This is a genomic window from Thiomonas sp. FB-Cd (genome assembly GCF_000733775.1).
Classification (GTDB): Bacteria; Pseudomonadota; Gammaproteobacteria; order Burkholderiales; family Burkholderiaceae_C; genus Thiomonas_A.
Genome location: NZ_JPOE01000002.1, coordinates 1,390,039 through 1,405,966 on the forward strand (window position 1 = coordinate 1,390,039; position 15,928 = coordinate 1,405,966).

The following is a 15,928-nucleotide window of genomic DNA, read 5'->3' on the forward strand; positions in this document are numbered from 1 at the left end:
CGAGCGCACCAAACACGGTGGCGATCCGGCTTGGCTGGAACAGGCGCAGGGTGGTCAATGCCTGATTTTTGGGGCGTGGCGAAAATCGAATTGCACGCCCATGGATATCCGATCATGCACAATCCCCCGGACCGCACGGATGCGGGCTTCTCGTAGGGCCCAGAGCCCATCGCATGGGGCGTCTTGCGGAATCGAACAAGCCAAGGGAGGCTTTCATGCAGACCTCATATTTGTCCGCCCTGAGCGCCTTCAGCCTCGGCGATTTGGCAGCCAGGCTCGATGGCGATCTCGTGCACGGCATCAACGCGTGCGTCGAGTGCTGCGACCGCCACGCTCATGGTGATCAGGTTGCGCTGCACTGGCATGATCACCAAGGCAGGCAGGCGACCTATACCTTTGCCCAGCTTCAAAGCGCTTCAGCCCGATTCGCGCATTGGCTCACCGCACAGGGCGTCCAGCCTGGCGACCGTGTGGCCGGATTGCTGCCGCGCGTGCCTGAGCTCCTGATCACGATTCTGGGCACATGGCGAGCTGGCGCCGTGTACCAGCCGCTTTTCACGGCTTTCGGGCCTGAAGCGATTGAGTACCGTCTGGCCAGCAGTGAGGCCAAGGTCGTGGTGACTGATGCGGCCAACCAAAGCAAGCTGGCGGACTTGAAAATCGCACCGCGAACCCTGATCGTCGGCAGCGTGCACGGAGATGCCTTCCAGCAAGCGTTGAACGCGCACGCGGACGCGTTCACGCCCGTGATGCGAAGCGGCGAGGATGCCTTCATCATGCTGTTCACCTCGGGAACGACGGGCAAGGCCAAAGGGGTCCCGGTCCCCATCAAGGCGCTCATGGCATTCGAACAATATATGCGCCTGGCGGTCGACTTGCGTGCGGAGGACAAGTTCTGGAACATTGCCGATCCCGGATGGGCCTATGGCCTTTACTACAGCGTCACGGGCCCCTTGCTGATGGGGCACGCGACCACCTTCTATGACGGGCCGTTTGCGCCCGAGGCAGCGCTTGCGTTCATCAAGGATGAGGGAATCACGAACCTGGCTGGAGCGCCCACCGCCTTTCGTTTGCTGATGACGGCGAAGACGCACAGCGTGGAGGCAATCAAGGGGCAGCTTCGCGCTGTCAGCAGCGCGGGGGAGCCCCTGAACCCCGAGGTCATCAAATGGTTTGCAGAAAGACTTGGAGCGCCGATCTTTGATCACTACGGACAGACGGAGATCGGCATGGTGGTGTGCAATCACCACGGCTTGCAACAACCGGTCAAGCCCGGCACCGCTGGCTATGCGATGCCGGGGTACCGCATGGCCGTGGTTGAAGAGTCAAACGACGCTGTGCGTGTTCTCGGACCCGACCAGCCAGGCATCCTGGCCGTCGATCGTGCGGCGTCCCCGTTGTATTTCTTTCCGGGCTACTGGCAGCAGGCAACGCCAGCCTTTCGCGGTGGCTACTACCTCACAGGTGATACGGTCGAAATGGCCGAGGACGGGTGTGTGACCTTTGTGGGTCGCAGCGACGACATCATTACTTCGTCCGGGTACAGGATTGGCCCCTTCGAGGTCGAGAGCTGCTTGATCGAGCACCCTGCCGTCATGGAAGCCGCCGTTGTGGGTCGACCGGATGCGCAGCGCACAGAAATCGTCAAGGCATTCGTGGTCTTGCGCGCAGGCTTCAAGCCCGACGCGGATACCGTGGACGCATTGCAGATCCATGTCAAGACGAGGCTCGCTGCACATGCTTATCCTCGCGAGATCGCCTTCGTGGACGCCCTGCCGAAAACACCGAGCGGCAAAATCCAGCGCTTCTTGCTCAGGCAACAAACCTGAGTAACGCGCAGATTCTTGCAGCCTCGCGTTGGCAACGATCGAGGTGCCTCATTCCCTGGCGTTGCCAGGCAAGCCCTTGGGGCATCCTCTAACGGGCCTTCATGCCTTTGGCCAGAACGCATGGGGCAGGCCCGCAGAGCGCGGCATTCCTGCATTTGGCGCTGCGTCAAGCTCCGTCCTTACATCCCGCAACCCTTTCGCGTATCTCGATGAACTCTCCCGCCGCTCAACGCATGGCGTTGTAGCGGGGGTTTCGCGGGTCACAGACTTGGACTTGCCACGTTGCCGTGGCCGAGGTTTGGGTCTCGCCGCCACGCCCGTCCCAGGCGTGTCCTGCGTGTTGTGCGCGTCGGTGAGAACCACCATTGCGCTGTTCTGGTCGCGCGGGGCCGTGTGCCCGCAGTGCGGCCACACATGCACACGCTGCGCCAACGTCTTGGGAACAAGTTCCCAGCACGCCGCGCAGCATTGCGACGGTTTGATCTGGCGCGTATTGCTCAGGTGCAGGCGCGCACCAGCTTCTTCCGCTTTGTACGCGAGCATCGGATGCGCCATGCCGAACCCTGCCGAGAGAATCTCCCGGTTGAGTCCGGCCTTCTGCCGCACGCGACGGCCCGGCGCATCCACCGTGCCCTTCGCGCTGCGGCTCATGGTCTTCGGAGCCACTCGCTCCGTGTTCAGAAGGGCGAACTGGCCAACGTTCCTGTCCTTTTTGAAACGCTCAGGTGTCTGATGGCGTTGCACGCCTCCAGGATGGGCCTCAATGCGTCGCTGAACCCGCACGCAACCACACACAACCGCATGTCGTGATGATTGAGATCCCCGCGATCATCCCCTGGACCGCATATCGCGCCCGGCATCAGCGAATGTCTTCTCCACGACCGGCCGCCGCTCCTCAAAGTCCTTCCGCACGGGCCCCGCACCGATCGCCTGCTGCCGCAACAAACCGGCTTTGAGCATGCACGCCGCTGCGCGCACGTTCGCGTTTCCGCCTTCGGGGGCTCCGACCGCATGGTCAGGCAGCAATTGGCCATGCGAAATGTGCGGTGCATGGCGATGGCGGTGGTAATAAGTGACGCCACATGCAATGATCGGCGATCCTGCCTAGTCGCGGTTCGCGGCACGCGCCCCTTGCCAGGCAAATAGGATGCGTTACTGCGATATCCGTGCACCATGCCCCGTGGACCGTTGCACCCGCAAGGCGTGGCGCTCTGACATTTTTAGGAGTTGGAGACATGAAAATCCTGATTCTTGGTGCAGGTGGCATCGGAGGCTATTTCGGTACGCAACTCGTACGCGCTGGTGCCGACGTCACCTTCCTGGTACGTCCGAAGCGAAAACATCTCATCGACCGCGACGGCTTGCGCATCGAGACGCCACGGGGCGATTTCACGGTGCATCCGCGCACGGTGACCGCTGCCGAGGTGGCGCCGATCTATGACCTCGTGATTCTGGCGCCCAAGGCCTACGACCTTGAAGATGCGCTTGCATCCGTGTCCAGGGCGCAGGGCCATGCCGTCTTCTTGCCCTTGCTGAACGGGATCAGCCATCTGGCTACGCTGGACCAAAGGTTCGGCAGGCAACGGGTCATGGGCGGAGTGGCCCATATCGCCGCCATGATCACCGCATCCGGCGCAATCAAGCAGCTCACCGATCTACAGAGCCTGACAGTCGGGCCCCGCGATGCAGCGCATGAAGTCTTGGCGCGCGCCTTTGCCGAATCGTGCAAAGGCGCAGCCTTCGACTGCCGATACACGGACGACATCGAGCAGGCCTTGTGGGATAAATGGGTCTTTTTGGCGACGCTTGCCGGCATGACAACCGTCTGCCAGGGTTCTGTTGGCGAGATCATGGCCACCCCGTACGGCGAAGCTCTGACGCGCCAAATGTTCGCTGAATGTTGTGCCGTAGCGCGCGAAAGCGGCCATCCCATTGGGCGAGCCGCCGCCGACAAATCGGTACGCATGCTCACGCAACAAGGATCGACCTTCACGGCATCGATGCTTCGGGATCTTCAAGCAGGGCAACAAACCGAGCACGAACACATCCTGGGCGCCATGGCTCAACGCGGGATGGAGCGGGGATTACCGATGGATCTGATCCGGTTGGCCCACACCCACATGGCGGTGCGGGCCGGGCAATTGTCTCGGCAATCCCATTCCGTTTAAGGCCTTCAGCGTTTTGGTCTTTTGGCTGCTGACAACGCGCGGCGGCCGATACGCGCAAGCGATGAGAACTGCGGCGCACGGCTCTGGTTTTCCCCCGTTGTGCAGTCAGTTTGCACCAACGACAGGTCCTTTAGGAGGCGACTACCTCCACTTGTCCGCGCGCACGGGGCGCGCTCAGGTTGGTTCGTTACGGGTCTCGGGCATGGCCAACATGGCGATGGCCGTGATGATGCTTGCGATCGTCACATACCACGCCGGCGCAACCGCGTTGCCGGTCGCATGGTTGACTGCTCCCCTCCCTAAAGGGAGGAGATTCCCACTTCACAGAGTCCAGCCCATGCCGCTTTACAGCGAGACGGGACTTACAGCCTCTCCATGGGCTGACACCGCAAGTCCTGCGGCCAAGACGTTGCGCGCGGCGTTGATGTCGCGGTCGTGGGTCGTGCCACACTCTGGGCAAGCCCAGGTGCGCACGCACAGCGGCATCGTCGTCTTGGTGTGGCCGCACACGGAGCATCGCTTGCTGGATGGATACCAGCGATCGATGCCGATCAATGTGCGCCCGTACCACTGCGCTTTGTACTCGAGCTGCCTGACAAACTCCGCCCAGCTGGCGTCGCTGATGGATTTCGCCAGGCTGCGGTTGCGCTGCATGTTCGACACGGACAGCGTCTCGACGGCGATCACTTGGTTTTCGCTGATCAGTCGGGTCGAGAGCTTGTGCAGGAAGTCCCTGCGCGCGTCCGTGATGTGCGCATGCAGCGCAGCAACTTTCAACTTCAACTTCGCCCGGTTCTTCGATCCGAGCTTGGCTCGCGCCATGCGGCGCTGCCATTTCGCAAGTCCAGATTCGTTCTTGCGAAAGGTTTTCGGGGATGCGATCTTCTCGCCATTCGAGAGGACCGCGAAATGGGTGAGCCCCAGGTCGATGCCGACCCGCGACTCGACGGCTGGCTTGCTCGCCACGGCGTCGTCGCACAGCATCGAGGCGAAGTACCGACCGGCCGCATCCCTGGAGATGGTCACGGTCGTGAGCTTGGCCGCCTGTGGCAAGGTGCGCGACCAGCGGATGTCCAGCGGCGTGTCCATCTTCGCCAGACGCAACTCGCGCCGGCCCGCGTCCCACCGGAATGCGCTGGTGGTGTACTCGGCCGCCTGCGGCCCGTCCTTGCGCTTGAAGGACGGGTACCGGGCTCGCTTGGCGAAGAAGTTCGAGAACGCGGTGTTCAGGTGCCGCAGCGCCTGCTGCACGGGCACGCTGCTGACTTCGTTCAGCCACGCATGCTCGGGCGTCTTTTTCAGCGCAGTCAGCGCGGCGGAGGTTTCGTGGTAGCCCACGCGCTCCTGGCGCTGCATCCAGGCGTCGCTGCGCAGTCGCAGCATGTGGTTGTAAGCGAAGCGTGCGCACCCGAAGGTTCGAGCCAGTGCGTCAACTTGCTCGGGCGTCGGGTAGAAGCGAAAGCGATAGGCGCGCTTGACCTGCATGCCTCACATGCTATGCGTTTTCCGTGTAACTTGTCAACACAGCACCGATCTTCGATCGGCGCTCCTTTCCTCCCCACCCTAAACGGCGGGGTTTCTCGGAACGGATGAGCCAGGTGATGATGAACTGTGTCGTTCCACCAAAAATCGAAACGCCCACTGCATAGGCCACGCCGAGGCCGAGCGCACGATGTCGGCGAGCAAATGCCTCGGGAATTGCGACAAGGGATGCCGCACCGCTGATTGCGGTAAGTGCGGCCAGGAACGCGCTGACCAGCACCAGTGTGAGAGCCGTCGGTACCGCATTCAGCAGCAGGAAAGCCGGCACCGTCGCGACCGCAGCCACCACGCGCGGCCAAACCATGATGGGCTTGCGCCCATATCGATCACACAGCCAGCCGCCGACGATCGAAAATACCAATGTGAACAGGCCAACCGCCACGGTCGCCCCCATCGCGACGGCCGCTGGCATCTTGAGCGTCGTGATCGCATAGGTGGTCATGTAGTTGCCGACGTAGGTCGAGACGGTGCCACCAAGAATCACTCCAACGGCAATGATGACCAGCTTGCCTGGCGCCTTGCTCGCACGGCGGCTTGGTGCCGTGTGCGCGCTTGGGCGGGCATGGAGCGTCTCCGGCATCGCGCGCCGCATGTACACGGCAAGGGGTACGATCAGCAGACCGATCAGGAACGGCACACGCCATCCCCATGCGAGCATGGCCGCGTGGCTCAGCACCCGGCTGAACAGGACGCCCATGAGGCCAGCGACCAGGATTCCCGCTCCCTGGCTGCCAAGCTGCCAGCTCGCGTACAAGCCGCGTTTCCCCGCTGGCGCCGATTCCACGAGGAATGCGCTTGAGGGGCCGATCTCGCCGCCCAGCGCAAGGCCCTGCAGCAGTCGCGCGATGACCACGATCACCGGAGCGGCGATGCCGATGCTCGAGAACGACGGCGTCAACGCCACACCCAGGGTGCCAGCTGTCATCAGCACGATGGTCACAATCAGGCTCGCGCGCCGGCCGACGCGATCGCCCATGAGGCCGAACACAACGCCGCCGAGCGGACGAGCAAGAAATCCGATACCGAACACGCCGACCGACATGAGCAGGCTTACGTAGGCGGTGTGCTCAGGGAAAAGGCTTTTGCCGATGTACACGGCGGAAAACGCATAGATAACGAAGTCGTAAAACTCAAGGGCATTGCCTGCGACGGCCGCGGCAACCACGGACCGCGTCGCAACAACCGCATTGCCAATTTCGCCTACGCCATCGCGGTAGACATATGCCATTTCGGGCGTTGTTGCACTCATCTTGCTGTCTCCTCTTGTCTTGTGTTGTCAAGTTTTCGGGCCTGCAGGACGCAAAGCGCCAGCTTGGCTCACCGCAGGTTCATTTCATTACGGGCTGTGCTGGACAAGAAAGCGTTCTGCCAGATGGGTCCAGAACGCAGCGCCGACAGGCAAAATGTCGTCGTTGAAGTCGTAACCTCGGTTGTGCACCATGCACACGGGTGCAGCGCCACTTTCATCACCGTTGCCGATTAGGACATAGCTCCCTGGAATCTTTTCCAACATGAATGCAAAGTCCTCGCTACCGGTTAGTGCCGGGCCTTGCAGGGTCACGTTGGCCGAGCCAAGCAATTCGATCGCGATCTGGCGCGCAAAGTCCGTCTGTGCCACGTCGTTGACCAAGACCGAGTAGCCTTCGCGCCAATCGATGTGAGCCTCGACGCCAAAGCTCTGCGCCTGCGCCTGAACGAGTTCATGCAGACGACGCCGGAGCAGCTCACGCACTTGATGGTCGAGACTGCGCACGCTGATCTCCATCACGGAGTCCTGCGCAATCACGTTGTTCGCCCTTCCCGCGTGCAGCGCACCGACCGTGATGACCGCCATGGCCAGTGGGTCGACGTTGCGCGCAACGATCGTTTGAAGCGCCATGACGATGCTCGATGCGGCAACCACGGGATCGCGTGCGTGGTGCGGCATCGCCCCATGCCCGCCGATTCCCGTCAAGGTCACCGTGGCGTAGTCGCTCGATGCCATACTCGCGCCATCGCGCAGAACCAGGTGCCCGCGGCTGATACCCGGCATGTTGTGCATCGCGAAAATTGCGTCACACGGGTAGCGATCGAAAAGGCCATCCGCGATCATCCGACGCGCACCGGCACCCCCTTCCTCAGCCGGCTGGAAGATCAGGTGCAGCGTGCCATCGATCAAGCCACGCTGCGCGACATGGTGAGCCGCGGCCAAGAGCATGGCCGTATGCCCGTCGTGCCCACATGCATGCATGACACCTTTGTGGCAACTTGCGTAGCTCTTTCCGGTGCCCTCCTGGATCGGCAGCGCATCCATATCGGCGCGAATGCCAAGGCGCCGCACGCCCTTGCCCAACTGCAAGCGTGCGACGACGCCTGTCTTGCCCACTCCAGTCTCGACTTCGTAGCCCCATTGGCGCAGGCGCTCGGCGACCAGCGCGGAAGTGCGGTGCTCGGCGAACGCCAACTCCGGATGGCGGTGGATGTCCCGGCGAAGCTCGACAAATTCGGCGAAGTTTCCCGGCCTCTCCAGGAGTGCATTTAGGACATCGGACATTCGTCACGCTCTCGCGGTAAGGGGAACATGGCACTCAATTTAGGCTTGAAAAATACATGCGTCCAATGCATTATTTGCACATCTTCGATACCTTTTAGGAATGGACTGGACCGATGCAGCTCGCACAATTGCGCCATTTTGTGGGTCTTGCCGAGTTCAACTCCTTCAGCAAGGCGGCGAAGGCTTTGTTCATCACGCAGCCCGCACTGAGCCGAAGCATCCGCGCACTGGAGACCGAACTGGGCTTCGCGCTGTTCGACCGCGTTGGCCACCGCATCGAACTCACATCCTTTGGCGGCGATGTGCTTGAGCGCGCGCGGCAGCTTCTGGACGATGCGCGGGAAATTGGCGAGATGGGTGCCAAGCTGCGCGGCGGCTCTTCCGGACGACTGCGCGTCGGCCTCGGCTCCGGGCCCGGCGCCTTCCTGACCAGGCCGTTGCTGGTGGAGTTCGCGGCGCGACATCGTTCAATGCGCCTCGAGATCGCGCGAGGCATGACCGAACTCCTGCTGCAACGCCTGCGGGCACGCACACTGGATGCGCTCGTCGTGGATCTGCTTTCAGTGCCGCCTGCCAGCGATCTTCACATTGACAGGCTGATTGGCATGCGCGGCGCCTTCCTGTGTCGCCCCAAGCATCCGTTGTCTCGGCACCGGCGCGTGTCGTTCGAACAGATTGTGGGCTATCCAATTGCATCCACGCCCCTGAGCGACGATATCGCTCGCCTGTTAATGCAGCGCTACGGGCCGCGCGCGCATCCCGATGACCTGGTCACGCTGCGCGGCGACGAACTGCCCAGCCTGGTTGAAGTGTCCCTCCTCAGCGATGCCATCTTGCTGGCAGTGCGCGCGGTGGCGCCCGGGCTGCACGAGTTGCCCATGGATCCCCCACTTGGCGGCAGCGCGCGCTTCGGCCTTGTCACGCTCGCCGGCAGGACCCCGGCACCGACAATACAGCTTCTGCATCAGGTCATGCAGGACCATCTTCACGACTGAATGCTGACCCCGACGCCGGCGTCGGATGATTTTTTATCTGGAGATTGCACCGTGTCCCATGGCTGGTTTGTGCTGCTCGATCTGCTCGGAACCTTCGCCTTCGCGGTGAGCGGTGCCACGGCATCGATCGAACGCCGCCTCGATCTGTTCGGCGTGGCAGTCGTGGCCTACGTCACAGCCTGTGGGGGCGGCATCGTGCGTGACCTCTGTCTGGGCTTCGTGCCACCGGCGGGAATTTCACAGTGGCGCTACGCAGCCCTGGCGATCCTTGCTGCCGCCATGTCAATATGGTCGCAGACGCTGATCCAGCGTCTGCGGCACCCGGTGATCTTCTTCGACGCCCTCGGACTTGGGTTTTTCGCCGTTGCGGGCGCCCACAAGGCCATGGTGATGACCCACAATGTGGAAGTCTCCATCGTGCTTGGCGTCGTCACGGCAGTCGGCGGCGGCGTCATGCGTGACGTGCTGCTCAATCGCGTTCCAGTCATCCTGCAGCGGGAAATCTACGCACTGGCGGCACTCATTGGCGCTTGCGTGCAGGTGCTCGGGCAGGTGCGCGGATGGAACGTGATGCTCACCCCCTGGTTGGGCGCGGGCAGTTGCGCGCTGATCCGCTTTCTGTCGCTGCGGCGCCGCTGGAGTCTGCCTGTTTACGGCAAATCGCCATGACCCGATGCGCGACAAGCCCCGCCGTTCAGGATGGGGAAGGGTAGCGCGGATGCCACGGGCATCCTTGTCAGACTTGCAGGGTGTTCTCTTGTGCTGTCTATGTATCCTGCAATGAAGGGCGGGACACGCCCGGATCGCCTGCCAAGTGCGTGGTGCAGTTATGCTGCCAGCAACAGGAACCCACCGAAGCGACTCTTCCCGGCTCGATGCAGGGGTGAGCGCCGTAGGAATCTCTGCCCTTTCCGCGCAAGCGGTGGCGACAGCCAAGGGCGGTGAGGATGCCAAATGCGACCCTGCCCAGCCTGGCAGTAACGATCGCGCTGCTCCTGACGTGCACCGTGTCCTTGCATGCCACCGGTGTGGCGCGGGTGGCGCCGTCAGACGACAATGCGCTGCAGCACCCCTGAGCGAGGGCCGCGGCAGCGCGCGCCAGTCAGTCGCGCCGCTCGTAGACGCCAAGCTTTTGGTGCAGCGGCGACTCATCGGCGAGGAACAAAAAGGCGGGTGCGTCCGCGCTGCGGTTGCTGAGGGTCACCGGCGTGTAGCCCGGTGCGCAGCAGGTATCGGCTTCCTCCAGCGCGAAATGCTGCTCCAGCACATCCACGTCAACAGCGCCCTCGATCAGGTGATAGATCGCGGCGGGTGAGCGTGCCGGCAACGTGACGGTCTGGCCCGGGCGCAGCATCAGCGCATAAAAGCCCAGGATGTTCAGCGCGTGCGCACCGGTATGCGGATTGACGTAGGTGATCTGCACCACCTCCTCATGCGGCTCGGTGGCTGCCATCGTTTCCAGGGCCGCCCGGGCCTGCGCCCAGGGATAGCGCAACATCGGATAGGCCGAGTTGCCGCGCTCGAACACCGGCGTGGGCAGCATGCCGCCTTGCGCCAAGCGGCGCTCGGATTCGCTCGACACAACCGGCTGGCGCGGGCCATCGACGTGGTAGGCGGCTTCCATGTAGTACACCAGCGGCAGGTCGAGAACGTCCAGCCAGACGACGGGCTCGGTGCCGTCGTGGCCATGCTCGTGCCACAGCCCCGTGGGAGTCAGGATGAGGTCGCCGCGCACCATCGCGCATTTCTCGCCTTCCACGGTCGTGTAGGCGCCCTCGCCTTCGACGATCATGCGCACGGCGTTTGGGGTGTGGCGATGCGACGGCGCCCATTCGCCGGGCAGCAACAGTTGCATGCCGAGATAGATGGCCGAGCTGGCCTGCATCTTCTCCAGCCCGTGGCCCGGGTTGGCCAGCACCAGGACGCGGCGCTCGGCCTTCTCGATCGGGGTGAGCTCACCCGCTCGCATCAGCAGCGGGCGCAAGGTCTTGTACTGCCACGACACGGGTTGTGTGCGCGGCCGCGGCTGATGCGGCGGCATGACTGCGCGCAGGCTGGGCCAAAGCGGCACCAGGTTGAGTTGCTGCAGGGATTCACGATAGTCCAGGGGTAGATCCTCGAGTCGTCCGAGTTCTTTCATGGGATTTCCTTGTTCTGTTGCAGAAAGCGCAGTTGGTGGATCCGGTCAGTCCGCCAGGCAGTTGTCCACCCGCCAGCTGTACAGCCATTCCATCGCGTCGTAGAAGCGCTCGGGCGTGCGGCCCTTCCACAGGTCGTTGCGCACCAGGCGCTCGACGCCCTTGGCGTGATAGATGCGCCCCATCTCGCGACTGGACAGCACAATGCGCGCAGTGCGTGCGACCCGCGAGCGCTGGTACAGGTCGAATGCCGGTTCAAAGGCGTTGTCGTGCACGCGCAGCGCCTCACCCAGCGTGACGGCGTCTTCCATGGCCATACAGGCGCCTTGGGCCATGTACTGCGTGGTCGGATGCGCCGCATCTCCCAGCAGGGTCGCACGGCCGAAGGTCCACTGGCCGATCGGCTCGCGGTCGGCGGTGGCCCAGCGCTTCCAGCTCTTGGGCATCTCGATCAGCTGGCGGGCCTTCGGGCAGACCTCCTGAAAATAGCTCTGCACCTCCTCGCGACTGCCCTCCTTGACGCCCCATTGCTCCTGTCCGCGGCTGTGGAAGGTCACAACCACGTTGTACTGCTCGCCACCACGCAGCGGATAGTGCACCAGATGGCAGTTCGGGCCGACCCAGATGCTCGCGGCATTCCACTGGAGATCAACCGGGAAGTCCGCTTTGTCGACCACCGCTCGGTACACCACGTGACCGGTCACCCGCGCCGCATCGCCCACGTACTGCTCGCGCACCACGGACTTCACCCCGTCTGCGCCGATCAGCGCCACACCGCGGTGGGCGGTGCCATGCTGGTCGAACACGGTCACGCCAGTGTCGTCCTGCTCGATGCGCTCGACCCGGGTGGACGTGAGAAACTCCGTCGCCTCGGCCTCCATCACGCCTTCGAGCAGCGAGGTGTGGATGTCCACGCGATGGATCACGGCGTAGGGGTTGCCGAAACGCTGGCGGAAGGCCTCGTCGGTGGGAATGCGCCCCACGAGGGATGCATCGATGGCATCGTGCATCACCATGCAGTCGGTGTAGACCGCGCGCCCGCGTGCCCGCTCACCCACACCCAGGGCATCGAGAGCGTTGAATGCGTTGGGGCCGAGCTGGATGCCTGCGCCGATCTCGCCGATCCGTGGCGACTGCTCCAGAACCTTTACCGAAAACCCGCGCCGCACCAAGGCGAGCGCTGCGGCAAGACCGCCAATGCCGCCGCCAGCTACCAGCACCGTGCCTGCACTTCCATGACTGTCCATTCTGCCTCCTGCAGCGTGACCATTTAATCAGTATACTGATTATGAGTGTAATCTCGACAGACGGGTTTCCCTATCGGGATTACCCGAAGATCAACGGATGTCTGCGGCCGCGAGCAGCGGCGCCCATGGAACACCCACGCCTCGCTGAAGCATCTCGACTCCCCAGCCTCGCGCCGGAATCTGAGGCGGCGCTTGGCGATGGTGACAAGCCGGCCTCGCAATCCCGCACCTGCTCGAGATTCCAGTCATCTTGACCCGCAAGGCGATACCGCCTGCACGGACCATTTCGGCAGCTGCACCAGCGAGGTGCATGGTCCCGGGGAGTACCGAAGGCGGCGCTGCGACCCGAGCCGACGGCAGGGCCGCGCCCGCTGCATTGAGCCGGCGCGCAGAGCCGATCAGCGCCTCGAACCGACGCCCCAGGGCTCTGGCACCAGCGCGACGAGACGGCGATAGAAGTCGCGGAACCAGGCGTTGCCATTCACCGCGGCGCTGCGCAGCGGATCGGGCTCCGCGTTGAACTGCGCGGCGATGGCCGTCCAGTCCGCATCGTCGAGCACCTCGCGCGCCTTGGGCAGCACCTCACGCTCCTCCAGCCCCATGTGGCGAAGGTGGAAGTCGGCATATTCGCGGGCCTTCGCCGCGAAGGCCTCGCGCGCACCCGGAATGTCCGCCTCCATGCGGCCCAGCAGGTTGCGCAGCACGTCGAGATGTGGACGGCTGCCCGCATGCTGGCGGCCGAGCTCGTCGAGCGTGGCGTCAATGGCGTGCGTGCGGGCCCGGATGCGCGGAAACAACACCCGCTCCTCGTTGGGGTGGTGGTGCGATTCCGGATATTGATCCACGTAGTAAAGAATGGACCACAGCATCTTGTAGTCCGGCTCGAGGTCGTGGCTGGCGATCTCGTCGGCGACGTGGCGCAGGGCTTCGATCACGGCCGACATGGCGCGGTGCTCGCCCTGAATCACGCCGATGGCCTGTTGCTGGGGGTCATGGCGATGGTCTCCTGGATGTCAGTGCGCAGCCACGCCGAGCCAACGGTCGAGCACCGACGGATCGGCCGCCAGCGCCTCGCTCGCGCCCCGATGCACGATGCGCCCGCGTTCGAGCACGATGGCCTGCTGCGTGATCGGCAGGATCTGGTGGGCATGCTGCTCCACCAGGATGAGTGCCATATTTCCCCTCGCCACCATTTGCGCGATCGAGACCAGCAGCTCCTCGCAGATAAGCGGCGCCAGTCCTTCAAGCGGCTCGTCCAGCAGCAGGATCTTCGGGTTGAGCATCAACGCACGGCCCATGGCGAGCATCTGCTGCTCCCCGCCCGAAAGCTCGTTGCCCATGTTGGCACGACGCTCCTGCAACCGCGGGAACATGGCGTAGACCTGCTCCAGCGCCCAAGGCCCGGGCCGCGCCACCACGGCGAGATTCTCCTCCACCGTGAGCGAGGGAAAGATGTCACGTTCCTGCGGCACCCAGCCCAGGCCCGCCCGGGCACGGCGGTAGCTGGGCACGGCGGTGATGTCTGTTCCGTCCAGTCCGATTCGGCCGCGGGACTGGCGGGTCGCCCCCATGAGCGTGGCAAGCAGCGTGGTCTTGCCCATGCCGTTGCGGCCCAGCAAGGCCAAGCTCGCACCGGCGTCAAGATCGAAGCTGATGTCTTCGAGCACCGTGCTGTTGCCATAGCCGGCCCACACGCCGTCGACCTCCAGCAGCCTAGACATGAACGGCACTCCCCAGGTAGACCTCCCGCACCCGTGGATCATCCGCGATGGCCGACGGCACGTCCTCGGTCAGTACGGCGCCGTTGACCAGTACTGAAATGCGCTCGGCAAAGCGGAACACCAGATCCATGTCATGTTCGATCAACACGATGGTGACCTCGCGCGGCAGTTGCGCAATGGTCTCGAAAAGTTCGCGGCTCTCGCCCGCCGGCACCCCGGCGGCCGGCTCGTCCAGCAACAGCACCCGCGGCCGCATGGCCAGCGCGAGCGCGATCTCGATCAGGCGCTGGCGGCCATACGCCAGCGTGCGTGTGGGCTCGAAGGCGATGTCGAGCAACCGCAGACGCTCGAGCAGCGCGGCGGCTTCGTCCACGGCCTCGCCATGCGCCGCCAGCGGCTTCCAGAACCGCGCACCGATCCCACGGCGCTGGCACACGGCCAGCAGCACCGACTCCAGCACCGTCAGGTCGGCGAACAGACGGTTGATCTGGAATGTCCGCGCCAAGCCGCGGCCCACGCGCTGGTGCTGGGGCAAATGCGTCACCTCGTGACCTTCGAGCAGCACATGTCCGGCTGTCGGCGTCAGAAAGCCGGTGAGCAGATTGATCAGTGTGGTCTTGCCCGCGCCGTTCGGCCCGATGAGGGCATGGCGGGCACCGGCGGCAACCCGCAGCGACACCTTGTTGGTCGCAACAAAGCCGCCGAAGCGCTTGACCAGGTCGCGCGTCTCCAGGGCGATGGGCGCTGCGTCGCTCATGCGGGTCTCCTGCGAAATCGGCGGGCCACGGCCAGCAGGCCTCCGACGATGCCGCCGCGGGCAAACAGGACCACCAGAATAAGCGCCGCACCCATCCAGAACTGCCAGTACTGGGGGTTCACGTCCGACAGCAGATGGTGCACCGTCATGAAGACCACCGCACCAATCATCGCCCCGTACAGCGTGCCGGTACCGCCCAGCACCAGGATGAGCAGCAATTCGGCCGAGCGCGCGAAGCTCAAGACATCGATGGAGACGAACTGGGTGGTCTGCGTGAGCAGTGCGCCCGCCACACCAGCCACTGCCGCCCCGATGGTGTACACCGCCACCAGGCGCGCATGCACCGGCACGCCCAGCGCAGGCATGCGCAGCACGTTCTGCCGGATACCAACCAGGGACAGGCCGAACGGCGCATGGACGATGCGGCGAACCATCCAGAACATCACGAACAGCACAGCCACGCTGTAGACATAGGCGACCTTGCCATAGAGGTCGAACTCGAAATGCCCCAGCAGCGGGTTGACGGTGATGCCCTGCAGGCCGTCGAGTCCTCCGGTAACGCCGGGGAGCTGGTTGGCAGCCACGTAGAGGATGAGGGCCATGCCCAGCGTCACCATCAGGCGTGTCAGGTCGGCACCGCGCAGCACCAGGAAGCTGGCACCAAAGCCGGCCAGCGCGCTCACCGCCGCCGCCGCCCCCAGGCCGAACAGCGGATTGGGCCAGCCATGCATCGCAAACAGACCGGCGGTATAGGCGCCAATCCCGAAGAAGGCCGCATGGCCCAGGGAAATGATGCCCCCATAGCCAAGGATCAGGTCAAGCGACAGCGCGAACAACGCGGTGATCGCCATCTGCGACAGCAGCGCCAAATCGTCCGGGAAGATGAAGTAGGCCACGATGGGCGCCACCCAGAACACATATTCGGCCGGATGCCACCGGGCGGCTCGGCGCAGCGGGCCAGCGTCAAAGCCAGAACGGGAGTTGATTGCCATCGCCAG

The 15,928-nt window shown here is 63.8% G+C and carries 14 protein-coding genes; 4 read left to right on the top strand and 10 right to left on the bottom strand.

Annotation, left to right across the window (positions count from 1 at the left end; all coding sequences use genetic code 11):
• The first annotated feature begins 215 nt into the window (after positions 1–215).
• Complete coding sequence (locus tag CD04_RS0106780; RefSeq protein ID WP_031405293.1) at positions 216–1,829, top strand: AMP-binding protein; 1,614 nt, start codon at positions 216–218, stop codon at positions 1,827–1,829.
• A 99-nt stretch (positions 1,830–1,928) separates the two neighbouring features.
• Here CD04_RS0106780 and CD04_RS0106785 read toward each other — a convergent pair whose 3' ends face one another.
• The gene (locus CD04_RS0106785; protein ID WP_031405295.1) at positions 1,929–2,573 is read right to left on the bottom strand and encodes a zinc ribbon domain-containing protein; all 645 of its coding nucleotides are present in this window, start codon (positions 2,571–2,573) and stop codon (positions 1,929–1,931) included.
• 491 nt (positions 2,574–3,064) lie between these two features.
• Between CD04_RS0106785 and CD04_RS0106795 the strand changes: the two genes are divergently transcribed.
• Positions 3,065–3,997, top strand: a complete 933-nt coding sequence (locus CD04_RS0106795; RefSeq protein WP_031405299.1) for a ketopantoate reductase family protein — start codon at positions 3,065–3,067, stop codon at positions 3,995–3,997.
• A 345-nt stretch (positions 3,998–4,342) separates the two neighbouring features.
• Here CD04_RS0106795 and CD04_RS0106800 read toward each other — a convergent pair whose 3' ends face one another.
• The 3 genes from CD04_RS0106800 to CD04_RS0106810 all read right to left on the bottom strand — a co-directional run bounded on the left by CD04_RS0106800 (position 4,343) and on the right by CD04_RS0106810 (position 8,072).
• A complete protein-coding gene (locus CD04_RS0106800) occupies positions 4,343–5,482 on the bottom strand; it encodes an RNA-guided endonuclease TnpB family protein (protein ID WP_031405302.1) in 1,140 nt (379 codons plus the stop codon).
• 10 nt (positions 5,483–5,492) lie between these two features.
• Complete coding sequence (locus tag CD04_RS0106805) at positions 5,493–6,788, bottom strand: MFS transporter (protein WP_081857840.1); 1,296 nt, start codon at positions 6,786–6,788, stop codon at positions 5,493–5,495.
• An 87-nt stretch (positions 6,789–6,875) separates the two neighbouring features.
• Entirely contained in the window at positions 6,876–8,072 is a 1,197-nt protein-coding gene (locus CD04_RS0106810) for a M20 aminoacylase family protein (protein WP_031405306.1), read from the bottom strand.
• 113 nt (positions 8,073–8,185) lie between these two features.
• Between CD04_RS0106810 and CD04_RS0106815 the strand changes: the two genes are divergently transcribed.
• Both CD04_RS0106815 and CD04_RS0106820 read left to right on the top strand, forming a co-directional pair.
• Positions 8,186–9,067: a LysR family transcriptional regulator gene (locus CD04_RS0106815; RefSeq protein WP_031405309.1), complete on the top strand. Its 882-nt coding sequence runs from the start codon at positions 8,186–8,188 to the stop codon at positions 9,065–9,067.
• Between the two features lie 51 nt (positions 9,068–9,118).
• On the top strand, positions 9,119–9,736 hold the full coding sequence (locus CD04_RS0106820; RefSeq protein WP_031405311.1) for a trimeric intracellular cation channel family protein: 618 nt from the start codon (positions 9,119–9,121) through the stop codon (positions 9,734–9,736).
• Between the two features lie 433 nt (positions 9,737–10,169).
• On the opposite strand, the gene CD04_RS0106830 is transcribed toward CD04_RS0106820, so the two are convergent.
• From CD04_RS0106830 to CD04_RS0106855, 6 genes are all read right to left on the bottom strand, one after another.
• Positions 10,170–11,207, bottom strand: coding sequence for a cupin domain-containing protein (locus CD04_RS0106830; protein ID WP_031405313.1), 1,038 nt, complete (start codon positions 11,205–11,207; stop codon positions 10,170–10,172).
• Between the two features lie 45 nt (positions 11,208–11,252).
• Positions 11,253–12,452: a 3-hydroxybenzoate 6-monooxygenase gene (locus CD04_RS0106835; RefSeq protein WP_031405315.1), complete on the bottom strand. Its 1,200-nt coding sequence runs from the start codon at positions 12,450–12,452 to the stop codon at positions 11,253–11,255.
• Positions 12,453–12,850: 398 nt separating this feature from the next.
• On the bottom strand, positions 12,851–13,420 hold the full coding sequence (locus CD04_RS0106840; RefSeq protein WP_031405317.1) for a hemerythrin domain-containing protein: 570 nt from the start codon (positions 13,418–13,420) through the stop codon (positions 12,851–12,853).
• A 45-nt stretch (positions 13,421–13,465) separates the two neighbouring features.
• Positions 13,466–14,173, bottom strand: coding sequence for an ABC transporter ATP-binding protein (locus CD04_RS0106845; RefSeq protein ID WP_031405319.1), 708 nt, complete (start codon positions 14,171–14,173; stop codon positions 13,466–13,468).
• Positions 14,166–14,930 carry an ABC transporter ATP-binding protein gene (locus CD04_RS0106850; protein WP_031405322.1) on the bottom strand — a complete coding sequence of 255 codons (765 nt, stop codon included), beginning with the start codon at positions 14,928–14,930 and terminating at the stop codon, positions 14,166–14,168. Before CD04_RS0106850 ends, CD04_RS0106845 begins: the two co-directional genes overlap by 8 nt.
• Entirely contained in the window at positions 14,927–15,922 is a 996-nt protein-coding gene (locus tag CD04_RS0106855) for a branched-chain amino acid ABC transporter permease (protein ID WP_031405324.1), read from the bottom strand. The genes CD04_RS0106850 and CD04_RS0106855 overlap by 4 nt, the downstream gene beginning before the upstream one ends.
• Between the last annotated feature and the right edge of the window lie 6 nt (positions 15,923–15,928).